This window comes from Flavobacterium sp. 1 (genome assembly GCF_002797935.1).
Lineage (GTDB): Bacteria > Bacteroidota > Bacteroidia > Flavobacteriales > Flavobacteriaceae > Flavobacterium.
Genome location: NZ_PGER01000001.1, coordinates 4,185,751 through 4,211,968, shown reverse-complemented (window position 1 = coordinate 4,211,968; position 26,218 = coordinate 4,185,751). Strand labels below are relative to the sequence as shown.

The following is a 26,218-nucleotide window of genomic DNA, read 5'->3' as shown; positions in this document are numbered from 1 at the left end:
TTAATAAGCTTTTTGATCTCCTTTTAAAGCATTATAAACAGTATTGAAAATGATTTTAAGATCCAGCAATATAGACCATTTTTCAATATAAAAAATATCATATCTCACTCTATTGATAATGTCTTTGTCTGTTTCAATTTCTCCTCGAAAACCTTTAGTCTGAGCCAAACCTGTTATACCTGGTTTTATTAAATGACGCACCATAAATTTATCTATCCGCTCTGCATACATATTGGTGTGTTTTACCATATGCGGTCTTGGCCCCACTACCGACATATTTCCAAATAAAACATTAAAAAATTGCGGTAATTCATCAATACTTGTTTTGCGGATAAATTTACCAACTCTGGTAATTCTAGTGTCGTTTTTAGACGCTTGGTCAACATGTGCCAATTCATTTATTCCCATTGATCTAAATTTAAAACAGATGAATTCCTTATTATTCAAACCATTTCTTTTTTGCGCAAAAAACAACGGCCCTTTGGAATCAAGTTTTATAATAATTCCCAAAATAGGAATTAACCACGACAGTATGCCTAATATGATTATTAATGAAAAAACAATATCAAAAACACGTTTGATTCCCTTGTGAAGGGAATCATCAAGAGAAATTTTCCGTTGTGAAATTACTGGAATATAATCATAATATTCAAAAACAGTATTTAAAGACAGTAATTGCTTTTTGCTAGGAATAAATTTAAGTGTTTTCAAATTATTGTCAGCAAATAAAATGCACTCTTCAACTTGTTTACTGGACAAATCATGCATAGAACAGTAAATTTCGTCAATATTATTGTCTAAAATAAAAGAAAAAATTGTCTTGAAATAATCCGTCTTTTGGTAATTCAAATCAAAGGCCTCAACCAATTTGTATCCATAATCTGGATTTTCTTCGAAAAAACATTTCAAAGGCTTTACGCTTCCGTGCTTTCCTATAAGAACTACTCTTCTGGAATTTCCGCCAAATAAAATTCTGAATTTTCGGAGAAAGAAATAAATAAACAATTTAAATCCAAGTATCACTATTATCGATACTGATGTAAAAAGTAATATCGCTATCAGACTATATCTTTCGTGATAAAAATAGGCGATGGCAAAACAACAAACAGTATAAATAGCAGCTTGCTTTAAAGTACAATTCAAAATTGCAATCACTTTGGTATAACGATAGACTTCGTAGAAACCTAAATTAGCCGCAATGACAAACCAAGCACAGCTGATGAAAAAAGCATAATAATCTTGAAAAACAGGCATACCAGAAAAGTACGCAGTAAAAAAAATGATAATAATCAAATCTATTATGCGTGAAAAGGGTCTAATATAACCCGAATATATTCCGGTGGTGGCTTTCACTAGTTAATATACTTAGAGAAATCCTTATGTTCTTCCTTGGATAGTTCTTCCTTGGATAAGGATTTGAAATAATCATAAGTAATTTTCATTCCTTCGGCACGATTTACTTTAGCTTCCCAGCCTAATAATTCTTTTGCTTTGGTTGTATCCGGCTGGCGCTGTAAAGGATCATTTATCGGTAATGGATGATAAACCACTTTTTGGCTTGTGCCAGTCAATTTGATAATCTCTTCTGCAAAATCCTTGATTGTAATTTCATCTGGATTTCCAATATTTACAGGATACACATAATCCGAATGTAATAATCTGAAAATTCCCTCCACTTGATCATCTACATAGCAAAAAGAACGGGTTTGCATTCCGTCGCCAAAAATAGTCAAATCCTCACCTCGAATCGCCTGCCCTATAAAAGCGGGAATAACACGCCCGTCATTCAGACGCATTCTAGGTCCATACGTGTTAAAAATTCTAACGATTCTAGTTTCTACACCATGAAAAGTATGGTATGCCATGGTAATCGATTCTTGAAAACGCTTGGCTTCATCATACACTCCTCTTGGTCCAATGGTATTTACGTTTCCATAATATTCCTCTGTTTGCGGATGAACCAATGGATCTCCATAGACCTCGGATGTGGAAGCAATAAGAATTCTGGCTTTCTTTACTCTTGCTAAACCCAAAAGATTATGTGTTCCAAGTGATCCTACTTTTAAGGTCTGAATCGGAATTTTCAAATAATCAATTGGACTTGCTGGCGAAGCAAAATGTAAAATATAATCTAAGTTTCCTGGAACATGTACAAACTTGGTAATATCATGATGATAAAATTCAAAATGTTCCAATTTGAACAAATGCTCAATGTTTTTAAGGTCTCCAGTGATCAGATTATCCATTCCAATTACATGATAACCTTCTTTGATGAAACGGTCACATAAATGAGAACCTAAAAATCCTGCCGCTCCAGTAATGAGTATTCTTTTCATAGTTTATATATACTGCTTTCCTCAAAAATTTTGCAGTAAAAGCAAATATAGTAAAATATTTTACCTTTTAATTTTCTGTATTAAGGATTCATAAATAATCCTCTGTTTTTTGATTAAACATAAGAAATATTTTATCTACTTTAGCCTTTTTTTATAGCATTAAAAATAGTTAATTTGAAAGTTGTCCATGTAATCGAAGCATTAGGAGGAGGTGTTTATACTTATTTTAAAGATTTGTCTGGTTATTTTGGAGAAGATGAAGTAAGAAAAGACGTTTCTACAACCATTATTTATAGCGGAATCCGCAAAGAAATTGATCCTGAAAAAATCGGATCCGAATTCTCAAAAGGAGTATCACTGACAAGGATTGATATGATCCGGGAAATATCCCTTATTCAAGATTTCAAAGCGGTACTTCTGTTAAGAAAAGAACTTAAAAGACTAAACCCGGATATTATCCATCTACATTCTTCCAAGGCTGGCGTTTTGGGGAGAATTGCTTGTTTTTTATTATTTGAAAGAAAAAAAATATTCTATACGCCACATGGATATTCTTTTCTGAGAACAGACATTTCTTCTTTGTCCAAAAAGCTGTTTTGCTTAATCGAAAAAAGTTTTCCGAAACTGTTTGGCAGCGTAACCATTGCCTGCGGAGATACTGAATATGAAATAGCAAAAAAAATAGGAAAATCGTATTTAATACGAAACGGCATCAATATTGAGGAAATTCAGCTACATCAATTATTCCATCAAAATGCAAAACTGACAATTGGTATTGTTGGACGTATCACGTTTCAAAAAAATCCAAGTTTATTTAATCAAATTGCATTACGGTTTCCAGATTTTAATTTTGTCTGGATTGGTGATGGAGAATTAAATTCTTTGCTAACTGCTCCAAATATTCGAATAAAAGGATGGTCTTTGGATAGAACTGAAGTGTTAAAAGAACTCAATGCGATTGATATTTACATTCAAACTTCTGTTTGGGAAGGTCTGCCAATTGCGGTTTTGGAGGCAATGGCCTTGAAAAAACCAGTTTTAGCAACCAATATAATCGGCAATAAAGATATTGTTGTTCCAAATGAAACTGGTTTTCTTTTTGACACCATTGAAGAACTTGATGGCTATTTTGAACTCTTAAAAGAGGAGAAAATCCGAATTGACTTTGGTAATAACGCATTAAAAAGATGTTATGCTTTATTTGATAAAAACAAAAATTTTAAAGCACTGTCAACTCTTTATCAACACTCTTTTTTTGAATCCGACAACTTGCGAAAATAGACATCCACAATCCGCTGAAGGCAATCCCGTCAAAACGCAGCAAAAAATCATCGGTAAGATTAGAAGTAAAAAAAAGAAAAAAGAAAGAAAACACAATTGCGTTTTTTAAATCGATTCCTAAATAGCCAATAGTGCCAATATAAAGCAAAACTACAATTGGTCCCAATAGTCCAAATTTTAGTAAATAATCCAAAAATTGATTGTGGGTAGGAAATTCATATTTGGCCAAAAATTGCTGGTTCGTCTGTTTAAAATACTTAACTAATTCAGGTTTCCCATCTGAAGCGCCAACACCAAAAGGAAGGTGCTGTAAAGACAATTCCCAAGTCGATTTCCAGATAGAAATGCGGGTTACCAAAGAGTTAAATACTTTTGCTTCGGGATTCTCAATCTCATCCAGCTTTCCTACTTTATCTATATAAGCAAAGGTAACCGTAGAATATTTCTCTTTCATATAAGGATTCTTTTGAACAAAAAAGAAAAGCACTGTTCCTAATACAACAATCAAAACAACCAAAAACCCTACTACTTTTTTATAGTTATATTTTCGAAATACTTCTGTGAAAAAGACCAACACAAAACCAATCAGTGTATTGAACAATGCCATTCTTGTATTTACAAAAAGAACAAAGAAAAAAGAGAACACAAACACAAGACAATTAATCCATCTGAATATCTTTTGTCCACTTTCTCTAAATCCTTCAAAAACAAAATAAAGACTGCAGATCGAAACAAAAGCCAAATGCATATTCAATGCCGGTGCATGAATCCCAATACTATTGGAAAAAGCATACCCCATTTCCCATAAATCGATTCCGCTTAGGTATTTATTCATTAACTCCGGATAATAAACGACAAATCTGAAAAAGAAAAAAAATAATATAATCGTTGTCGCAATACTATAAAACCGAAGGATTTTAAAAAAACTGACTCTCTGATAATTTCCTAAAATAAATAAAGAGAAAACAAGGAGAGAACTGTATTTTTCTAATGATTTTAGCCCTTTTAAAAAAGAGTCATTATTCCAAAACATTACAATTTCTATTAGCAAAGGAGAGGTAATAAGCGCTATTAAAATTAGAGATTGCTTAGTATAATTCGTTTTTTTTATAAAAAGCAAATTAAAGACGGCAAACACTATAATCAACAGCGTGCATGGTTTTCTAAAAATCATGGTAATAGCCAATACAACTAAAAAACCATTGAATATTTTATTGAAATTTTTTTCTGAAATGATCATAGTATAATGCATAATAAATTAGAGGAAAAACACCTATTTTATGTCGAACGGCCGACCCTAAATCGGGTTCGAAAACACCTTGAACTATAAAAAAAGCAAACAAAATAACTAAAGCCCAAAGTTCATTTTTATGTTCCGTTCTTGATTTAATACATCTTGAAAATCGTACCAGAAGAATGTAAAACAAAAAAAGTTGCCAGATTATGAAAACTAAAATCTGAGGTGATAAAATATGCTTGAATCCATTAACCGGTAGATTTACGGAGAAAAAACCATAAAATATACCTATAGTTTCGCCATACCAGGTGTCTGGTTTTATTGGTGGCATAATCATTGAATTAGCATCTGCAGATCCTATTCTTACATTATTTACCACTTCTCTGCTAACTTGTGAAAAATATTGCCCTTCGATAATTCCATAAATCAATGATAAAAATATGGCTGTCAATAATCCATAAAAAATAGCAGCTAAAGTCATATTCTTAAAATTGATTAAAATTGCTCCATACATCCCTACCGCAATAATTGGAATCAAAAAAAAGTAAGGCCGATAAAAAATTCCAAAAACAGCTAATAAAAAAAATATAGCAAAAAGAGCTTTCCGAAAAGAATTCTTTCCCTTTAGAAATAAGAAAACAATTAAAGAAATAAATAAATAGGTAATAAATTCCTTGGAGGGCATCGACATAAAAATAGCCGTCATAAAAATTCCCAAATAAACAATCCCGTTTTTTATGTTTAATTTCTCGAAGTTGTTCGGAATTCCTATTTTATGCAGCACAAACATTAGAATTGGAAATTGAATCAATCCAATTATTGGGTAAGGCAAATACCGTAAACCTGTTATTTTATAAAACAAAATAGTAAGCGGATAACTTCCAATAAAACCTATTTCATTGCCTTTGTCTAAAGCAATAATCGTAGCATCATAAAAAAACTTTTTCGGCAAAATATAAAATGAAAAAACCGCAACAAATAAATTGACTGCCACAAGAAGTAAAAATGCAAATGGGCTTCTTTTAATTAGGGTTTTCATATTGGTCTATAATTTTGCTTAATGCAAAAAAACGGTTATTTTATCTTTTCGATAAATAATAATTGCCGAAACAAAGTTCCAGAAAAAAGAACTCAAAACAAATGCAATAGCCGCTCCAGTCATTCCGTAAATTGGAATTAAAAAACGGTTCAAAACAAAATTAATAATCACCGCAGTAATTAAAACAACCTGAAATATATGTGACCTTCCTGTCATATTTAGATAAACTGGAGCCGTTCCAAATGCAGAACAAATTCCCTGACCGATAATCAAAATCAAAAAAGCTTCTTTGGCTACGATATACTGAGTCCCAAAAAATGACAAAATATATTCTGAAAAGATACACATCAGCACTATTACAGGAAATGTTATTCCAAAGATTAATCGAACACTATTTCTAACCGCTTTGCTTAATTCTATCATTTTTTGATTCGCAAAAAATGCTGCTATTTTTGCAGACACCGTAATGTTTATCGTTAAAACTATTACCGAAACAATTGTCATTAATTTAACTCCTATAGAATAAAAAGCAACCGTTTCCGTATTTCGATACTTCTTCAAAAACATAATATCAAAGCACATCAATAAAAATATTGCCATACCGCTGATGGCAATTGGATATGATTTTAAAAATACTTCTTGATACGAAATGTTTTCTGCTATTATAATTTTGGCTGTATTCCTAAAATAATAGTAAACCAAAATAGTACTGATTAATGACAGCAAAACATACCCAACCAAAAAAACATCCACCAAATAACTTTCTTCATGCCAATAAAACAAGACTATTGCACCAATAATTAACGGAATATATTTGATAACATTCCGAAACAATTCGGCTACATATAATTTATCTAACGCTCTAAAAACTTCTGTGTTTAAAATTGATATTCCATAGAAAAATACGGTTGCTGCAGCTTTTAAAAATATCGAATAAACTTCCTGATCAGAAAAGTAATTGTTTATTGTTTTTTCATTAATCAAAAAGATACTTATTAATGCGATCAAAGAAGTTACGAACAGCATCCAAACCATTTTGATGTAAATGCTTTTTAATTGGTCAAAAGCATTCTGACCTGATAATCTCCCTTTAAAATATAAAATAGACTGATCAAAACCCAAAAGACAAATACTGCTGGCTGCCAATAGAAAAGAACGAGCAAAATCATACTGTCCAACAATTTTTGGCGAATACGTCTTGGTCAGAAATATTGTGAAACCAAATAATAGTATCACACCAAAAACCCTCAGAATTAAAGTGATTAAACTTTGCTGAACAAAGGAATTTTTGTTGATTTGCATCAGTCGATCCTGAATTTTTTTTAACATATTTGATTCTCTCTCCCCATAATATACATTCCACCTTTTTACAATGAACTTCTTCTTTACTGCAGATTTGTTTTCGCTTTCAAAGATTGTTTTTTATAAAAAGAATTGAAAAAACTAAAGAAAACAAAAACGCCAATAAAAAGTAATGGTAAAATAAAGATCAATTTTCTTTTTATCGTTTTATGATCTTTTAGGTTTAAAACAATCCCTTTTTCTTTAATTATCTTATCGGTATTGTATTGCTCTATTTTTAATGTCCCTATTTGAGCAGACAAGGAATCTTTGGTTTTAATAATCCCGTCTAAATTTAAATTCTCATTATAGTAAATAAGTTTTTCATTATTTGCATGATTCCCATAAGGTTCTGAAAACTGGTTTAAAATCCCATCTATTTGAACAATAGTAGCTTCCTTTCTTTTTATTTTGTTTTGAATATTTTCTAAATTAATTTTTTTATAAGCCTCATAATAAGCACTTGTGTTTAAATATTTCAAAAGAGGTTCAATGCAATTTTGGGAAGAAACAACGGCAGCCGTATTTATAATAATAGTATGAAGTGCATAATTTTTACTCGTCGTTGTTTCCTTAACAATGGATTTTATGTCTCCATTTTGTGCCATCAATTCTAGCAAGTCTAAATTTTTGCCATCCTTATTCATCAAATTATAAACATCCACAATAGGCTCAATAGCAATCGAAACTATACCCGACGGATTTTGAATTCCAATAGATTTTAAAAACAAGGTGTCTTTTAAAGCAATTTTATCCTCCAAAAAATTAATTTTAGAATATAAATAATCCGTCGATTTAAAATTTGGCCCTACAATTATTTTTTGTTCAAAGCGAGGATATGCTTTTTCCAAAAAATAACCAACTCCAACTCCAACAACGACTAATGCAACCACAACAATTACATTTTTCACTAAAAAACGAATTGCTTTAAACAACAAAGTATTAATCCATTCGAAGAAATCACCAATTTTACTAAAAACCGTTAGTAAATCAATTTCTGGATTCTCCAAATTATTTCCTTTTGGTACACTCATGCTGCCTTTTTATTTTATATTGAAAATCTGTTCTAATATTTTAATCGTAATCAAATAAGTTGGTTTTACACCTGTTGTACCTAGTCCGCCAGAAGCCAAAGTACTTCCAGTTTCTAATGGATTATCCGAAGCATAATACGCATATCTGACTTTGATATCATGTGGCACGCTTTTTCTGATTTTGGATGCCGCCTGAATGGCTTTTTGATAATAAGATCCTTCCATTTCAAGTCCAATAACTCCCCAAGTCGATTCATGAAAGAACTTTAATAAATCTTTGTTCTGCAATGAGGTTCCAAGAACGGTAACCATTGGTCCTGCATAAATTGCGATGTCATTGCCTTCAAACATTTCTGGAATTAATTCATTTTCGAAGAAATAATTATCCGCCGTTCCTTCATTGATATGTGCATTCGGAATCATGATATCTCCCTTTCCGCCTTCCAGAATTCCTGCCTTGCCCATAATAGAAACTGATTCTACCCTAAGCAGCGTATCTTTTTTATAAGGTCTTAACAGCTCATCGATTGTTTCATAGGCTTGCTCTCCAAAAGCATAATCCATAACAATAATCACCGGTTTTTTTTCTGCTAAATTTGCCTTTGGAAAAGCTGTTTTTGACCAATCTATTTTGGCTGTATCAAAAATTTGAACGTCTATATTAGTTCCAGAAGTATCGGGTAAAGTAATCATTCCCTGTTTCAATGCTAATGATTCCACTTGGCTACGAACTTCATTCGCACCAGACTTGCTCAATTCTTCATAAATAAAGAAATCAGATTTGTCTTTGAATTTCGATTTTAAAAGCGGTGTTGCAAAAATAGAATTCATCACCGAGTGCATATTCGCACTAATCACATGAATGGGTCTCTCTAGCAATTGATTGTCTTTCAAGACTTCCTTGATGTTGTTGGCCCAAATTTCACCGTGAATGTGATGTCCCAAACGTTCTCTCAAAACAGGACTAAAAGTAATCGTTCTTTTTTGATTATCCGCAACTTCTTCAATTGCCAATTTTCCAAGCCAATAAATCACGTGCAAAAAGCGGTCAGGAGCTGTGTCTGTTCCAAAATCATCATAAATATTCAAAACCTCCTCAAATGTTCTTCCTAGAATGTTGGCGGCATGAGAAATCGCTTTTTCCTTTTCGACCAAAGTCAATTTTTTGGTTTGAGAAACCGCTATTTCCAGCTTAACCCAATCACGGGAAACTTCTCCAATTTCATCCTGTAAAACTCTATTTTTGATTTTATGGGATTCAATAAAGATGAATGTTAAATGCGTCAGAATATCGTAAATGTCCGATCTTCCTCTGGTAATTTCCACATTCATCTGTTCCTCATCAATGCGATAACAATTGCGGCGTCTTTTTGGCGGTACAATAGCTTTAAAATGGGATTTGGAATAACCCTCATCCGATGTCAAATTAATAAAACGACACTCTTCAATTCCTATCGGAAGACGTTCTATTACATATAAAAGACCGTTTAATTCTACTTTTTCTTCAGCAATGTTTCCATAAATTTCGGGTCTTAGAGCCAATAAAGCTTCTCTCAACGTGTCTCCTGAAACTCCCATCGGTTTGTAGAAACCTCTATTAAAAAGATGACGCATCGTAATGTACATTTTTTCAATTGCCGCTGATGATTCATGCGCTCTGGATCTGGATATATTTTTGGTGTCTTTCATTCTTATATTCTTTATAACCCTCAAATGTAAGGATTTTGTTCTTTTCATTAATACTATAGAAATGTAACTATTTCAATTTCTTACTAAAAATCATTCAACATGGCTTACTTCCCTTTTTAAATCAAAAACACCTAATTTTTCCGTTACAACAAAAAAATTAGGTGTTTTAATTTATTCGCTTTTTTATAAAGCCAATAAATCCACAATACTCCTGTCATTCGATAATCTCGGAATTTTATTTTGTCCTCCCAATTTTCCAATTGATTTCATGTATTCTTGAAAACCATTTTTTGCCACTTTCGTCACAACCAGTTTTTTCAAAACATGACCCACGATCAAATCATCGTAGTAAATGTTTTGTTTACGCATCGCATTGTCCAGCGCTTCCGCAAAAGTATTGCTGTCCTCTGGTTCGTTCTCAAATTCGATAAACCATTCGTGATACGGCAATCCGTCGGCAGGCGTGATTTGTGGTGCCACCGTAAATTCATTTACACTTACAGATGTTCCTTCCATTGCTTCCTGCAAAGCGCATTCGACTTCCTTGCCAATTACGTGCTCTCCAAAAGCCGAGATATAATGCTTGATTCGACCTGAAACAATAACACGATAAGGCTTCAATGAAGTAAACTGAACCGTGTCTCCAATATTATAACCCCAAAGTCCTGCATTGGTCGAAATAATCAAAACATAGTTCACGCCTAACTCCACTTCTCCAATCGTATATCGTTTTGGGTTTTCGGTGAAAAACTCTTCGCTTTTTATAAATTCGTAAAAGATTCCAGAATTCAGCAACAGTAACATTCCCTTTTCTTTTTGGGAATCCTGATAGGCAAAAAAACCTTCGGATGCTGGAAATAATTCGATGCTATCAACTTTTCTGCCAATTAAATTTTCGAATTTAGCTCTGTAAGGTTCATAATTAACACCTCCGTAAATAAACAAATTGAAATTTTTGAAAATGTCCCCCACAGATTTACCGTTTCTTTGCTGCAGTTTTTCAAAATACATCTGCACCCAAGACGGAATTCCCGAAATCACGGTCATATCTTCGTTTATCGTTTCGTCTACAATAGCGTTCACTTTGGTTTCCCAATCTTCGATGCAGTTGGTTTCCCAGGAAGGCAGTCGATTTTTTTGCAAATATTTTGGAACAAAATGCGCCACAATCCCAGATAATCGTCCCAATTTTATTCCATATTTTTCTTCCAGAATAGGGCTTCCCTGCAGGAAAATCATTTTTCCGTTTACAAAATCGGCATTTTTAGTTTCGTGTATATAATGTAAAATAGCATTTCGGGCTGCTTCAATATGAAACGGCATCGATTCCTTGGTCAGCGGAATGTATTTAGCTCCCGAAGTTGTCCCAGAAGTTTTGGCAAAATACAATGGTTTGCCTTTCCAAAGTATATTTTCTTCGCCTTTCACAACTCTGTCCACATACGGTTTTAAAGCTTCGTAATCGCGAATAGGAACCTGTTTTGAAAAATCTTCGAAAGTTTTTATTTGATCAAAATGATGATCCTTTCCAAATTGCGTTTCTTTTGCAGCCTGTATTAAATTTTGGAAAACAGCTTTTTGGGTTTCTATCGGAGAATTGGCCCAAGCCTGTGTCTTTTTGTATATTCTTTGTGCAAACAATCTTGCTGCAAGCGATTTTATCGACATTCTTTTGGGTATTATTTTTAAAATTTAATTATTTTTTATGGTGCTTGGAATTACCTTTTCGAGATTCAGAATCCAATTTTTCTTCCTCGTTCACTCTTTTTCTCAATTCAGTTTCGTTTTCAGAAGGAGACAAATCTACTGGTTCCCTTGCTTCATCAGTAGCCGAAAGTATGGAATCTTTGCTGAATTTGGCATATTCTAATTCGCCGTTCAGCACTTTTTGAATTGATTTTATATAGGCTTCGTTTTTCTTCAAGGCTATAGAAAGCGAATCAGATTTTAATGCTAAAACGGTAGCATTTTTTTTTAGCTCCGAAGAGGAATAGCCTGGGATAAGTTCTCGCAATGGAGTAAAAGCAATCAATATTGTTGTCGCCGAAATCAGAAAGATAGCTCCTAATGTAAGCGTAACAAAAACGCTCATTATGTTCAATTTAAAAGAAAAAATTTCCTCAAAAGTGTTCTCGTTCAAAATTATTAATCTGTTTTTGATTAATAATCTGTCCCAAAATTTTTTCCTTTTTAACCGATTTTTAGGCATGATGTGTATTTATGTCACAAATATAATAATTAAAAGCGTTGTCAACACTAGCCTATTATAAGTAGTTGTATTACAAACACTGTAATTTTATAAAATATTTAACGCTATCTCAAACAAAAAAAAGTTCAAAAGCAATGCTCATAAATTTATTCTATATACCTTTGTCCATTATATAATTACAAATTTGCTACGGCATAAATTATTCAATCATGGGAAGATTAGGAGTTACAGAAATACTTTTGATTATTGGAGTTCTTTTATTGCTTTTTGGAGGTAAAAAAATTCCAGAATTAATGAAAGGTTTAGGAAGCGGTATTAAAGAATTTAAAAACGCAGCCAAAGAAGATCAGCCAGCTGACAAAAAAGAAGAAACTAAAGAATAAATTTTATTAGAAATTCTTTCAAATATAAAAATTCCAAATTCCGATATTATATATGGAGTTTGGAATTTTTTATTTTAAAAAAGGTCTTTTCAATACTAAAAAGACCTTTTTAGGGCAAACAAAATTAACTAATTTTTATATTTTACACCCATATCTTCGATTGAGAAATGATCAGTCAAGAGATGTAATAAATGATCTCTCAATTCAATATATTCAGGGGTTTTTACGATTTCAATTTTATTTCTTGGTCTTGGTAAATTTACCGTTACAATTTCTCTAATGGTCGAAGCAGGACCGTTATGCAAAACCACAATTCGGTCTGACAAAAACAATGCTTCTTCAATATCGTGCGTAATCATTATAATCGTTTTTTCTCTATTATCCAGATTCCACAGTTTTAAAACTTCGAGCTGCATAGATCCTTTTGTTAAAGCATCTAATGCTCCAAATGGTTCATCCAGCAATAAAACACCAGGGTTGATGGCAAAAGCTCTCGCAATAGCTACTCTTTGTTTCATCCCGCCCGAAAGCTGTCCCGGCAATTTATCTTTGTGTTGGAACAAATTCACCATTTTAAGATTTTTAATCACAATTTCGTGTTTCTCGGCTTTGGAACAATCCATAACCGAATCTACCGCTTGGAAAATATTGTTTTCCACCGTCAGCCAAGGCAGTAATGAATAGTTTTGAAAAACAATGCCACGGTCCGGGCCCGGGCCTTTTATGTTTTTATTGTCCAATACTACTGATCCTCCCGTTGGAGTCAGCATCCCTCCTATCGCGTTCATAATCGTCGATTTTCCGCAGCCCGAATGTCCGATGATGGATATTATTTCCCCTTTTTTGATAGAAAGGTTAATGTCTTTTACTGCAATATATTTCCCTTTTGGAGTTGGAAAAGAGATTTCTAAATCTTTTATTTCTAAATAGCCCATCTTTTTTAGTTTTTAAGTTTCTGAGATTCTAAGTTTCAAAGTTTTTTTGGGAGCAGAAGTATTTATTTTTTAAGACATTTCGTCCCGCTCTCCGTTGCAATCTTGTTTGCCGAACCCCGGCAAACAAGGATTTTTACTGCTATCGGGGCTAAAAATCAGCCTTCTGTTTTTTAAGTTCCTGAGTTGTGGAGTTGCTAAAATCTTAGAAACTCAGCTTCTTAGCAACTTTCCTACCCTTTATACGATACCTTGTTTTCAATCATTGTAAAAAATCCGTCAAAAATAATTCCCACAAATCCAATGATGATAATGGCCGAAATCACTTTTTCTAAGCTCAATGCATTCCAGCTGTCCCAAACAAAAAATCCGATTCCTGCACCGCCAGATAACATTTCGCCGGCAACGATAACCAACCAAGCAACACTGATACTCAAACGTAATCCTGTAATAATGTGCGGTAATGTGTATGGAAAAACAACTTTGGTCAAATACCTCCATTTTGAAAAACCAAAAGCCTTCGCTACATTTTTATGATCCTGCGGAATGGTGCTCACCCCAAAAGAAGTATTGATTAATGTAGACCACAAAGAAGTAATAAACACAATAAATATAGTTGCTAAACCTGTATCTTTAAAAACAACCAAGCCAATAGGAAACCAAGCCAAAGGCGAAACCGGTTTTAAAAACTGTACGATAGGATAAAATATTTTTTTGAAAAAAGAACTTGCCCCTATCAAGATTCCAAAAGGAATTGCAAATAAAGAACCCAATAAAAATCCGGTCAAAACGGTTTTGATGGAAACAAACAACTGCAGTCCGATTCCTTTATCGTTTGGTCCGTAATCATAAAACGGATCGCTCAACATTTCATATAATACTTTTAAAGTAGCCGTTGGCCCTGGAAGCGCTTCTTTGGTATAAAAACTTAATACACTCCAAAATCCGCAAAAAATCGTCAATCCAATACAAGCAAACACAATTGATTTTGCTTTTTCCATAATATAACGTGACGCTTTTTTAAGGCTTTTTTTCTTAATTACTTTACCAAAAGTGTTAAGAAGAGAATAGCTTCCTGCTACCTCGTCTTGTTCGATTGTTGCTGTAGTTGAATTTGACATAATGCTGAAATTTGATATTAATTTGGTATTTATAAATCTCTAACCTTTGTTTTCCCTCAAACCAAGAGGGAAAACTGGGGGTTAATTGAGAACATCTTTTTTTAATTTATCTTTTTACCACTTTTAAATAAGCTGATGGATTTGCAGGGTTGAACACCGTTTTGTCCATTGTAAGCGAGAACGGTTTCATATCATCTGTAGGGATTTTAATCTTCATGCTTTTCGCCACTTCTTCGTATAAATCCTGAAGAATTAATTTATCGGCAATCGCTTGATAATTTGGTTCTTCTTTCAAATATCCAAATCGTACAAATTGTGCCATTGCCCAAATTCCGTAGGATTTACGAGGGTAATTTACCGTTCCGCCTTTGTAAAAAAGCATATAATTGTTACTGTATACTTCTGTTCCCTGGTTACAGCCTAAGTTATAATCACCCATTAATCTCGATTCAATAACATCGGCAGGAGCGTTTACATAAGGCGCTTTCCCGATGATAGAGGCAGCTTTTTTGCGGTTGGCAGGGTTGTCAAGCCAAATACAGGCTTCCAAAATCGCTTTCATTACTTTTTTTAGATCTTCGCGGCGTGATTCACTAAACTCTTTGTTGACAACCAACGCTTTTTCTGGGTGGTCTTTCCAAATATCCTGTGAAGCGATTTGTGTAAAACCAATTCCCTGTTTTACGGCTACACCGCCCCAAGGTTCACCTACACAATATCCATCCATATTGCCCACTTTCATGTTGGCAACCATTTGCGGAGGCGGAATCGTGATAATTTTTACCGCTTTTTGATTCAAGCCGGCCAATGACATCCAGTTTCTCAACCATAAATCATGAGTTCCTCCAGGGAAAGTCATTGCAAAAGTCACTTCTTTTTCAGCTTTCAGTTTTGCAGCCACAACAGGTGTTACTTTATTCATTTGTTTGAAACCTACTTTACCGCAAAAATCATTAGATAAAGTAATTGCCTGTCCGTTTACGTTCAGCATCATTGCTATTTTCATTTCAGAACCCGCTTTTCCACCTACTCCTGTGTATACTGAAAAAGGCATCGTGTAAAGGCAATGAGCTCCGTCCAATTCTCCTGTTAAGATTTTGTCGCGGACATTTGCCCAAGAAGTTTCTTTGGTTACTATAACCTCAACTCCATATTTTTTAAATAAACCCAATTCTTTGGCCATTACAATTGGCGAACAATCGGTTAAGGGAATGAAGCCTAATTTAACTGGATCATTTGCAACAGGCGGTTTTGGATTTGTTTTGAAAGAAGAGAACAAAACCACGCACACTATCAACATCGAGGCCGTAAAAAGTGCATTTATATGTTTTTTAGCTTGTATCATTTTATTAGTTTTTAAAGATTCGCATCAATTATTTTTTGTTCAAAAAATTTGGTTTAATATTCACCATCACATAAGCCCATTGTGGCGTTAGGTTCGCATTAGCAACATTTTTCACTTGTGCCGATGCCATAGAATTAGTAGCTTTCATTATAGAATACCCGCCTTCTATATTGACCATTTTAGTAAGACTATAAGATAATTTCAAATCCAATTCAGTTCCTAAGTAACTGGTTTGTTTTCCTCCAGCTCCGTTTGATAAACTGTTTGCAGATTCAAATCCGTGTAAATCAGCAAAAAGAATTAAATTGTCTTTTAGATTGTATTTGGCTTTCAAAAAGTAGTTTAACAAACCTTGTGCACCAAAACCGCTTGAGGCATAGAAGTAATCCATAGATCCCCAAAATTTGTGAGGCGTTCCATAAAGCGGATCAAATTGATTGTTCTCCGATGTCGCTGTAACAGCTTTTGTTCCGTCGTTTCCTGACAAATAATCAACTCCAGGTCCTACAAATAATTTTCTTCCTACTTGCAAAGTCGTTGTAATCGAAGCCAAATTACTGCTCAAACTGCGACCGTTTTTGTCATGTCCAAATTGATGATACACGCTTCCTTCGAATTTCAATTTTCGAGTTGCATTCACATTATAGTAGAAACCGGTAGTGTTACGGGTCCAAATTCCTTGCTCATTCACTTTGGTCACCACTGGCGGAGTTCCTGCAGTCACATTAGTATATTTGTTGAAATTATCGCTTAAGAACAGAAACGAAATGTCACCAAAGAAAAACTTTTTGGCCAAATACGCATATTCAAGTGATTTGTAATTAGTTCCTAAACCGTTGGTTCCTGCAGTATAACCAGCTGTTGCAGGCGGAACACCATTATAAATTGTTCCAGCTAATAGTTCTTTGTTTTGATTAAATGCGGCTCCAAAATCAGCTGTCCATCCTTTGTTAAAATATTTCAAGACAATCGCATCATGGTAACGCGCTTGCTGTAACCAATCAAGACCTCCAATAACCTTTTGATCATCATACGAAATCTCCTGACGTCCTATTTTTAAAGATAGATTTTGAATGTTGCTTACTGTGTCATTCAACATAATTTCACCCCAAGCTTCGTGCAATTGAACTCCGTTATTTTCTGCCGTAGTCGTTCTGTTGATTGTTGAAGCATCCTGTCCCCAAACACGAACATCCTGAACGGCTACAAAAAATTTAAATCTGTATCCTGTAAACCCAACGTTCAATCTTGTTCTTTGTGAAGTAAATACCGCAGTCTCGGCATCCTTTGCCTGCAAAGTGCTGTACCCGTCTCTGAATTCTGTTCTTGGTCTGAACTGTCCTGTTGCAGTTAACTGTGCGTTAGCTACTGATGAACCAAACAATGTTATGGCCAAACCTAATAAAATAGACTTTGAATTTTTGCCTTCTTTTAATGCTTTTATTTTTTGGATTGTGGTTGTAATCTTTTGCATAATGAATATGTTTTAATTAGTATGAAGCAAAGATATATACGTATTTATACTTACGTATTTACTTTTCACAGTACAAAACAACTTTTTTACACAGCTATAAAAATTCAAATAGCAATTTAAAAACTGCGTTTACGCAATAATTATTTCTTAACCTCTGTATTTGTTGATATTTTTCAACACTTAGTTTTTAGAATTAATACGTAATTAGTAAATAGCCCTAAAACTATTTTTTGAAAAAAATCAAGAAGGAGACTTATTTCCATAAAAAAAAGACCCGAAAAAGGTCTTTTTAAATCAAAATTGAATAATAGGAATACTTAGATGTACTTATGTTCCATTATTTCGGATTTCATTTTATTAATTTGTTCCAATCCTATTTTCTTTCCAACGGTTTTAATTAATGCCTCTCTCTTTAAGCTCGAAATCACTCGGGTTACCTGCTCCTCAGTTGTGCCTGCAAAATCCGCGATTTCTTTTCGAGACAAATCAATATTAATCAGATCATTGGTCTGGCCAAATTTTCTGTGTATATATAATAAGGTATCGATCACGCGCTCCCTCACATTCATGTGAGCAATTTTCCGAATGTTGTTCTCGCTTTTGTTTAATTCCTCGGCATAAAAAAGCATCATATCATAAGTGAATTCAGGAACATTTTTTAAAATGTCCATCATCACTTCGTTGTTAAAATTGCACAAAACCGTATCCTCCAGCGCATAGGCCCCTATCAAATACCGATTGCTCGTCCCAAAACCCCTGAAACCAACAGTGTCCCCATTCGTTGTAAACCGAACAATTTGTTCCCTGCCGTTGATTCCTGTTTTCACCGTTTTCACTTTCCCTTTTTGCACAAAGTATAGCCCTTGAATAGGCGCACCCTCAATAATGAACTGCTGTGCCTTCTTGCAGGTAAAACTGTGTTTCTTCTCTATATAACTTTGCATGTTGGGCAAATGAATATGCTTTTTGATAAAACAATTTTCATTACTACAACTGTTGCAAATGACTTGACTCTCTTTCATCTGTAGTTAATTATTGTTTGCGTTTTAAGTGTTTAAAATCTCGAAAACCAATTGTTCCATTCATCTTCTGAGCGTGACCCTGTTGAGAAAAAGGGATTACTTATAGCACCGCTTACACAGCCCCTTTTCTCAATAGGGTCGGGCTATCCGGGCTACTTCGGTAGCTTTCTCCTATCCCTCACGCGAACGGTGAACGAGACATTTTGTTCAATGAACAAATCTTGGTTAAATGATAAAACCAGTAAAAATTATACTGTAACTGTCTTTATTAGAAGTAAATGTATGGCTTTTTCATAATAAATGATAATTGACAAAAGCCAATCAGCTATACAATCAGCTCAAAAAAAGAGTCTTTTTTTATGCATTTTTTATAAATGAACCCGAAAAAATGATGCTAATTATCATTTCATCTACTTAGAGTCTGTGCTTTTTAGATATTCATAATTATTTATAAATAAGTAAAAATACGTAGCTTTTTACTATTTGTAGTTTTTTACTCAAACAAAAATCCCAATCCAAGAGAGTTTGGATTGGAATTTGAAATTTTAATTTATTTTAAAATTTATATTACTGAGTTCAACTCTATTCTCTTTTCTATCAACATCACCCCAATGTATTGGTTCAGTTTTAGTCAACAATAAGCCAAAAATGGTGTAGCTTTAAAGTGTCTTTTTCTCTTTTAACTTCAGAAATATGATAATTAAATTCTAAATTTTGATTTAAAAGTCTTTCATTTTTATTCCATAAAGTATTCTTTTCTAAAGAAATTTCATCAATCCAATTATTAATTTCAGAAAACCAATATTGATAGTTTTCATTTTTTATAAATGCTAACATTCCGCATTCTGAAAGACCTTTTCCGTGTTTTTCCTTTTTAAATCGCTCAATCCCTCCTTGTTTTTTAACTTGTTTGTAAAACACATATTCTGTTGCTTCCCTTTCTTTACTAGGCTTTGGAGTTGGGAGAATTTTTGCTTCAACTATAAATAACGGTTCGTGTGATTCTCCTTCAATTAATGGCAAAAAAGCAAAATCTGGAATACCTTTAGTTCCGTAAAAATTATCAGAATACTCATTATGAATTCTTATCGAAGTTGAGTATTTCAATAATTGAGTATGGTTTTGAATGGTAAATTCCTGAGTTAATTGCTTTTCGTTTTTTAAATTTTTATTTTTATGTGTTTTTAAAACTCTTAAAAAAGGTTCATACGTTTCAAAAATTGATTTAATAATTTTATCCTTTGCTGTAAGTTTTTTAAACGAAAACTTCCCTTCGGCTGACGAAAATAGATTCTTATTTTCCATTTAATATCCAGCTTTTATTAAATCTATAAAACATTTATCTGCATCTCTATATGCAATCGAAGAAAGCCAATATCTGTATTGATTCGGTTTTATAAAAATTATAGTATTTTCTTCATAAATTTTTACAATTCTAGTTATGGTCAATGAAGATGAAATTTCATTAATAGTAAGGTTTTTAATGTCTAAATCCTCAATTTTAATATTAAAATTTGGATCTTCGTTTAAATCGTCATATCTAAAAACTGTAATAGTATATGGTAAATTTTCTAACTCTAGTACTTCACTTAATCTGAATTTATTATTATCCTGCTCATAAACCTCATTTAAAACAGTTGAGAATTCTTTGCCATAATTACAAAGAATATTTTTAAAATCATTCTTTTCTATTTGTTTTACTGTTTTAGAATTCTCTCCATTTCTTAAAAAAAATTGATTAAACGAAACAACATCATCAATAATTTTTTCATCAATTGAATTCAAATAATTTTTAATTTCACCATCAAATGGAAAATTTAAAATATCTTCCATTTTTATAGCGGTGTTTTTATAAACTAATGTTTTTCCACTAGTTGTAATTAAATAAAATTTTAAATATTTTTTAAAAGTTTCTAAATAAAAAACCATTTGCATTAAAATCCCATTATCAGGCACCTGAAAACCTACAACTTCATTATTAAAAGGAATTGTTCTATTAGTTGAACATGAAATTGGTAATTCGAGATTTTCTTTTATCAATAAAATTGGTGGGTTAAATTTTTCAACTAAAGTGTTTTTAAAAGATTGAAAATATCCATTTGGCAAAAGGCTTTCGTCTATCTTATTAAATTCAAAAGCATTGTTTGGAATACTTTTAGCCCCTCCTTCCCCTTCAAATGGGATTATTCTATTGTCTTCTAAAAACTTATTTAGTTTAGTTAATTTAGTTAATTTATCAACAATTACATTTATTCTTCCACCACCCAATAAATTATTTTTCCAAATATATTGATTATTAATAGCATCAAAACGATTAATATAATGCTTATCGTAATCGTCTATTTCAAATAAAATCCTATCTTTAATAGCCTTAGTTCTTCTAAAAGTAATATGTAAAATATTTATATCATATTTTGGTTGAATCTTTTGAGTGAAAACCGCTAAAGTATCTACATCCGCTCCATTTTCCCACAGACTAGAATTTCTTGCCAATGCAGTAAAGTCCAAAATTTTATTAACGTTATAATTCGACAGAAATTCTCTTTTAAAAAAATCTGAAGTACTATTGTATAAAAATCCAGACGATTTTAATATTAAGCATTGGGTTCCATTTTCTTTCAAAGAAACTATTGATTTAACTAAAAATTTTAATGCAATTTGCTTCGAAGGTATTGCAATAGTCTTTCCGTTTATATCCCATTGCCAATATTTTTTAGTGTCTTTTTTATTTCCACTTCTCTTAAATGGTGGGTTACCAATAACTAAATCAAATGAAAGAGCTTTTATTTTTGAAAAATTTTGTGCCTGTTTATTATATTCCGTTTTATTTTTTACATCTATAGGTGTCTCCAATTCGTCAATAAAAAAATCCGAATATAAAATGTTTGTTTGTGTCAAATCATCAAATCTTAAATCTGATATAATTTGCATCGGTGAAAGTTCATCACAAAGAGCCAGGCACAAACTAAATGTACTCAATTTTGTTGCTTGTTCTTCTTTATCAACACCATAAACACATCTTAAAAGGTTTTTTAAATCTTCTAAGTCTGGTTTTATTGTAAAATCTTTTGTCTTTTCCCACTGCTGAATTTTCCACCATTGCACTAACCTCTTAAATGCTAATACCAAAAAAATTCCCGATCCGCAGGAAGGATCTAAAACTTTATAAGTACTTATTTCAAAGTTTTTTAAATCTTTTTTTAATGGCATTGCCTCATCAACAAGCATTTTTGCTAGATGTGATGGTGTGTAATAAATTCCCTCTTTTTGCTTTTTTTGTTTTTGGGTTTTTTGATCATCTTGACCAGCTAAAAATTCCTCGTATAAACGACTAATTAATTCAACTGGCACGAAATTAAATTCGTAATATCTTATATACTCTAATTCTATTACTAGCTGTTTCGGATTATTTGGGTTTTTATAACCCTTCAAAGCATCAGCTAAAGGTTCTAAATTAATTGTTTTTAAAATTCCTTTTTCTTCAATGGTCCAATCAAATAAATTACCATTTAAATCTTTATGTAGTTTTTCTAATAAATCTACAAGTAAATTACCATTTTGCAATATATCTGTATAAGTATTTATCTTATTACTACTTGAAAAATATTTTTTAGGAAATGGATTTTTCCCTTTGTGATCTCTTTTTTCTTCTAGATATTTTATTAAAATGGATTGAATAATAATTTTATTAATTACTCTTTCATTTTCTCTTGTCTGAAATTGAACGAATAAAGATTTTTTAAGTTCTTTTATCCATTTAATAAGTATTTCATAAGAAGATTTACTAAAACTAAATTTTTTTTTGTTTTCTTCTTCTTCCCAAAAAGTTCCTGTTTTTATTCTAATAGCAAACTGTTTATCATACAAACCTTCAGCAGTATTAACCAACTCAATAGTTTGAAGATATTCTGGTTTATCGTTTTTTATAGGTGTAGTACAGTTGAGTATTTTTATTTCAGTATCATAGAAAACACAAACCAAAGGAACATTTCCACTACTCCAAACCTTTTTATGGATTTCTGTTAATTGTATTTCCGTTTCAGTAAACAATTTTCCAGTAAAATCATAAATGTAAATTTGAGGCTTGAAATGTTCTAATTCTTTTCTAAAAAAAACAGCATCTGCATCAAATTTTCTGGCTGTTTCTATATTAAATTTTAAATCTAAATCATCTACTTCATTTTTTTCTTCACATAAAAAAAGGCATTCATTTACTTCTTGGTCAAAACCAAGTGATTTAAAACCAGTATGTAATGCTTCTTTTATTTTCAAAATTTGATTTTTTTTTTAATAAACAAATATATTTTATTTTTATCTAATCTACTACCCTTTTCTAGACAATCATCGTCAGCTGAATCCTCTTTCTATCCTCATCAATCTCCACAACTTTTACAGTAACGTGTTGATGTAATTTTACCACTTCATTCACATCGCTCACAAAACCCGCTTTAAGTTGAGAAATATGAACCAATCCGCTTTCTTTCACCCCAATATCAACAAAACAGCCGAAATTGGTAATGTTATTGACAATTCCAGGCAGAATCATGCCTGTACGAACATCTTTTATTGATTTTACATTCGGATCAAATTCAAAAATAGTGGCGGCTTTTCTTGGGTCTAATCCCGGTTTTTCCAACTCTTTAATAATGTCTTTCAAGGTCAAAACTCCAATATCGGGCGTAACGTAATTTTCGGGTTTAATCAGAGCCGTTTTCTCTTTATTGGCAATCAAATCATTTACTGAAAGTTTTAAATCTTTCGCCATTTTTTCGACAATGGCATACGCTTCTGGATGCACTGCCGAATTATCCAACGGATTTTTAGCATTCGAAATTCGGATAAAAGCGACTCCTTGTTGGTAGGCTTTATCGCCCAAACGAGGCACTTTTTTTAGCTGTTTTCTATCTGTAAATGGGCCGTTTTCAGAACGATAAGCAACAATATTCTCGGCTAGCTTCTCTCCTATTCCGCTCACATAACTCAATAAATGCTTGCTCGCGGTATTGATGTTTATACCAACTGAGTTCACACAGCGAATTACAGTTGAATCCAATTCTTCTTTTAATTTAGTTTGATCCACATCATGCTGATACTGCCCCACTCCAATTGCTTTCGGGTCAATTTTTACCAATTCCGCTAACGGATCCGACAATCTTCTCCCAATGGAAACCGATCCACGAACCGTAACATCATAATTAGGAAACTCCTCTCTCGCAATCTTCGAAGCCGAATACACCGAAGCACCAGCTTCCGAAACAATGAAAACCTGAACGGGTTTGTCAAAGGCAATTTTCTTGATAAAGAATTCTGTTTCTCTCGAAGCCGTTCCGTTTCCTATTGATATTGCGTCTATTTGATAGGCGTTGACCATCGAACGGATTTTTTTTATCGCCATAGTTTCCTCCTTTTGCGGAGCGTGCGGATAAATGGTTTCGTTATACAGCAAATCGCCTTTTTCATCCAGACAAACTACTTTACAACCCGAACGAAATCCTGGGTCAATTGCCAAAATTCGTTTTTCACCCAATGGCGGCGCCAATAACAACTGCCCTAAATTATTGGCAAATACCTGAATTGAATTTATATCCGCTTTAGCTTTAGCTTCTTGCAAAGCTTCGTTTGAAATCGCTGGATTCAACAAACGCTTATAACTGTCCTCAATCGCCAATTGAATATGTGACGTCGTACTATTATCCCCTTTTATGATTAATTCGTCAATAATGTCGTAAGCGTCATCCAACTCCACATCAACCTTAAACTTGATGAAACCTTCATTTTCGGCACGCATAATCGCAAGCAATCTGTGCGACGGTGCTTTGGTCAACGGTTCTGACCATTCAAAATATTGATTGAATTTTTGTGCGCCTTCCTCCTCTTTTTTGGATTTAACCACCTTAGTCGTGATTGTGGCTTTACGCTCAAACAATCTCCTCAATTGTTTTCTAACATAAATGTTTTCATTGATCCATTCGGCAATAATGTCTCTCGCTCCCTGCAGAGCCGATTCTTCATTGATCACGTTATCATTCAAATATTGTGTAGCCAAGAAATCAACATCGTCTTTGCTTTGCGCCATAATTATTTTGGCCAAAGGTTCTAATCCGTTTTCACGAGCTACGTCTGCTTTGGTTCTTTTTTTCTTTTTATAAGGCAGATAAAAATCCTCTAATTCCTGTAAATCGAAGCTTTGCTGAATTTTTTTATCCAATTCGGGAGTCAATGCGTTTTGCTCCTGAATGGATTTTAAAATCGCTTCTTTACGCTTTACAATCGTTTCAAACTCTTTTTGAGATTTGGCTATTTGTTCAATAAAAACTTCATCGAGATTTCCTGTTTTATCTTTTCGATAACGAGATATAAACGGAATCGTGCAGTCTTCCTGTAATAATTGAACGGTATTTTGAATATTTATAGCAGCCGTGTTAACGGATTTGGAGATAAATTGTATGTTAGTCATTTTTTGATTTTTTTCGGACAGCTAAAATAATATCTTTGAAACTTAATTTTAGCTAAATGGATATTTTATTCTATTATTTTTTGATTTTGAACGGAATCGCTTTTATGCTAATGGCTTATGATAAACATTTGGCGAAATGTCAAAAACAAAGAATTTCGGAGCGGACTTTATTAAGCATTGTTTTATTTGGAGGAACTATTGGTTCAGGTTTAGCAATGCTTACTTTCCGACATAAAACAGTTAAAAAAAGCTATCTTTTAAAATTTTGGCTAATTGTAATTGTACAGATTTTAATAAGTTGGTTTTATTTGGGTAATTGGAAATAAACTATAAAAAAGCCCGGTTTTTCGACCGAGCTTAGATTATTTGGTGCGAAGCACCCCGATTTTTTTCAAAACTAATCCTGAACTATAAAATCCTTAGAATCTTCTGCTTTTTTATATTCAGGCTGAATATTGATGTGATTGATATGGAATTTTTCGAATAAAACATGCTCCACTTTATCTAAAAGTGCATTAAACTCAGACATTTTTATATCATCAGAACAATCTAAATGGGCTTCAAGGTGTAATTCCTCTTCATTAAGATACCAAACGTGAATGTGGTGTAATTTATTAACTCCCGAAATTTTATGCACTTCTTCTATAATATCATTGATATCAAGGTGGATCGGTGTAAAAAGCATAAGCATCTGGGTCGATTTTTTTAGTAAATCAAAACCAACAATAATCAGATAAACTGCAATAACCAATGTCAATACGCTGTCTACCCAAAACCATTGTAAATATTTCATCAGCAAACCGCCAATCAAAACTGCAATAGAAGCCAGCATATCAGTAAATAAATGCAAATATGCCGATTTCATATTCAAGTTTTTATCTGCATCATTTTTTAATAATAGCACAGACAAACCGTTCATTACAATTCCTAAAATAGAAAGCCAAATCACCAATCCTGATTCAATATGCTGCGGATTGAAAAAACGCTCTATTGCTCCATAAATTAAAAACAAAGCCACTATTATCAATGTCATTGCATTAATAAAAGCGGCTATAAGTTCAGCTCTTTTATAACCAAAAGTTTGATTAACGGAGGCTTTTTTTCTGGATAATTTATGAGCAGCATAACTAAATACCAGAGAAAGTACATCGGAGAAATTATGCAGTGCATCTGATAGCAAAGCTAAGCTTCCGGAGAGAATACCGCCGATAATTTGTGCAACGGTGATAACAATATTTAAAACAATCGAAAACAATAAGTTCTTACCTTCTACATGATGGTGATGGCTGTGATGATGGCTGTGATTTTCCAAAATATA

At 32.9% G+C, this 26,218-nt stretch carries 21 protein-coding genes; 3 read left to right on the top strand and 18 right to left on the bottom strand.

Going from position 1 to position 26,218, the window contains the following annotated elements:
• Both CLU83_RS16925 and CLU83_RS16920 read right to left on the bottom strand, forming a co-directional pair.
• Positions 1-1,353 (bottom strand): exopolysaccharide biosynthesis polyprenyl glycosylphosphotransferase, encoded by a 1,353-nt coding sequence (locus CLU83_RS16925; RefSeq protein WP_100432696.1) that lies wholly within the window; start codon positions 1,351-1,353, stop codon positions 1-3.
• The gene (locus tag CLU83_RS16920; RefSeq protein WP_100432695.1) at positions 1,353-2,336 is read right to left on the bottom strand and encodes a UDP-glucuronic acid decarboxylase family protein; all 984 of its coding nucleotides are present in this window, start codon (positions 2,334-2,336) and stop codon (positions 1,353-1,355) included. Before CLU83_RS16920 ends, CLU83_RS16925 begins: the two co-directional genes overlap by 1 nt.
• 174 nt (positions 2,337-2,510) lie before the next feature.
• Here CLU83_RS16920 and CLU83_RS16915 point away from each other — a divergent pair, with 174 nt between their 5' ends.
• Positions 2,511-3,617, top strand: coding sequence for a glycosyltransferase (locus CLU83_RS16915; protein WP_100432694.1), 1,107 nt, complete (start codon positions 2,511-2,513; stop codon positions 3,615-3,617).
• Here CLU83_RS16915 and CLU83_RS16910 read toward each other — a convergent pair.
• The 7 genes from CLU83_RS16910 to CLU83_RS16880 all read right to left on the bottom strand — a co-directional run bounded on the left by CLU83_RS16910 (position 3,556) and on the right by CLU83_RS16880 (position 12,049).
• Entirely contained in the window at positions 3,556-4,452 is an 897-nt protein-coding gene (locus CLU83_RS16910; protein WP_232727152.1) for an O-antigen ligase, read from the bottom strand. The genes CLU83_RS16915 and CLU83_RS16910 overlap by 62 nt on opposite strands.
• Before the next feature lie 376 nt (positions 4,453-4,828).
• Positions 4,829-5,893, bottom strand: coding sequence for a hypothetical protein (locus tag CLU83_RS16905; RefSeq protein WP_100432692.1), 1,065 nt, complete (start codon positions 5,891-5,893; stop codon positions 4,829-4,831).
• Positions 5,894-5,911: 18 nt separating this feature from the next.
• A complete protein-coding gene (locus tag CLU83_RS16900) occupies positions 5,912-7,222 on the bottom strand; it encodes an MATE family efflux transporter (protein WP_100432691.1) in 1,311 nt (436 codons plus the stop codon).
• 56 nt (positions 7,223-7,278) lie between these two features.
• The gene (locus CLU83_RS16895) at positions 7,279-8,268 is read right to left on the bottom strand and encodes a hypothetical protein (RefSeq protein ID WP_100432690.1); all 990 of its coding nucleotides are present in this window, start codon (positions 8,266-8,268) and stop codon (positions 7,279-7,281) included.
• Positions 8,269-8,277: 9 nt separating this feature from the next.
• A complete protein-coding gene (locus tag CLU83_RS16890) occupies positions 8,278-9,957 on the bottom strand; it encodes a hypothetical protein (protein ID WP_100432689.1) in 1,680 nt (559 codons plus the stop codon).
• Positions 9,958-10,140: 183 nt separating this feature from the next.
• The gene (locus CLU83_RS16885) at positions 10,141-11,625 is read right to left on the bottom strand and encodes a GH3 auxin-responsive promoter family protein (protein WP_100432688.1); all 1,485 of its coding nucleotides are present in this window, start codon (positions 11,623-11,625) and stop codon (positions 10,141-10,143) included.
• Between the two features lie 28 nt (positions 11,626-11,653).
• Entirely contained in the window at positions 11,654-12,049 is a 396-nt protein-coding gene (locus tag CLU83_RS16880) for a peptidase (protein ID WP_369828779.1), read from the bottom strand.
• 326 nt (positions 12,050-12,375) lie between these two features.
• Between CLU83_RS16880 and tatA the strand changes: the two genes are divergently transcribed.
• Complete coding sequence (tatA, locus tag CLU83_RS16875; protein WP_100432686.1) at positions 12,376-12,549, top strand: twin-arginine translocase TatA/TatE family subunit; 174 nt, start codon at positions 12,376-12,378, stop codon at positions 12,547-12,549.
• A gap of 128 nt (positions 12,550-12,677) precedes the next feature.
• Here tatA and CLU83_RS16870 read toward each other — a convergent pair whose 3' ends face one another.
• The 8 genes from CLU83_RS16870 to CLU83_RS16835 form a co-directional block, all read right to left on the bottom strand.
• Positions 12,678-13,484: an ABC transporter ATP-binding protein gene (locus tag CLU83_RS16870; protein ID WP_100432685.1), complete on the bottom strand. Its 807-nt coding sequence runs from the start codon at positions 13,482-13,484 to the stop codon at positions 12,678-12,680.
• Between the two features lie 230 nt (positions 13,485-13,714).
• Complete coding sequence (gene ntrB / locus CLU83_RS16865; RefSeq protein WP_100432684.1) at positions 13,715-14,602, bottom strand: nitrate ABC transporter permease; 888 nt, start codon at positions 14,600-14,602, stop codon at positions 13,715-13,717.
• A 106-nt stretch (positions 14,603-14,708) separates the two neighbouring features.
• Entirely contained in the window at positions 14,709-15,947 is a 1,239-nt protein-coding gene (locus tag CLU83_RS16860) for a CmpA/NrtA family ABC transporter substrate-binding protein (RefSeq protein ID WP_100432683.1), read from the bottom strand.
• Between the two features lie 28 nt (positions 15,948-15,975).
• On the bottom strand, positions 15,976-17,421 hold the full coding sequence (locus CLU83_RS16855; protein WP_100432682.1) for an alginate export family protein: 1,446 nt from the start codon (positions 17,419-17,421) through the stop codon (positions 15,976-15,978).
• 317 nt (positions 17,422-17,738) lie between these two features.
• Entirely contained in the window at positions 17,739-18,443 is a 705-nt protein-coding gene (locus tag CLU83_RS16850; protein ID WP_100432681.1) for a Crp/Fnr family transcriptional regulator, read from the bottom strand.
• 627 nt (positions 18,444-19,070) lie between these two features.
• Positions 19,071-19,748, bottom strand: a complete 678-nt coding sequence (locus CLU83_RS16845; RefSeq protein WP_100432680.1) for a hypothetical protein — start codon at positions 19,746-19,748, stop codon at positions 19,071-19,073.
• Positions 19,749-22,715 (bottom strand): N-6 DNA methylase, encoded by a 2,967-nt coding sequence (locus CLU83_RS16840; protein WP_157802131.1) that lies wholly within the window; start codon positions 22,713-22,715, stop codon positions 19,749-19,751. It abuts the gene before it with no gap.
• A gap of 61 nt (positions 22,716-22,776) precedes the next feature.
• Positions 22,777-24,900 (bottom strand): Tex family protein, encoded by a 2,124-nt coding sequence (locus CLU83_RS16835; protein ID WP_100432678.1) that lies wholly within the window; start codon positions 24,898-24,900, stop codon positions 22,777-22,779.
• Positions 24,901-24,956: 56 nt separating this feature from the next.
• Between CLU83_RS16835 and CLU83_RS16830 the strand changes: the two genes are divergently transcribed.
• Positions 24,957-25,226, top strand: a complete 270-nt coding sequence (locus tag CLU83_RS16830; RefSeq protein ID WP_100432677.1) for a DUF1294 domain-containing protein — start codon at positions 24,957-24,959, stop codon at positions 25,224-25,226.
• Positions 25,227-25,297: 71 nt separating this feature from the next.
• Here CLU83_RS16830 and CLU83_RS16825 read toward each other — a convergent pair whose 3' ends face one another.
• Complete coding sequence (locus CLU83_RS16825) at positions 25,298-26,215, bottom strand: cation diffusion facilitator family transporter (RefSeq protein WP_100432676.1); 918 nt, start codon at positions 26,213-26,215, stop codon at positions 25,298-25,300.
• Positions 26,216-26,218: the final 3 nt, after the last annotated feature.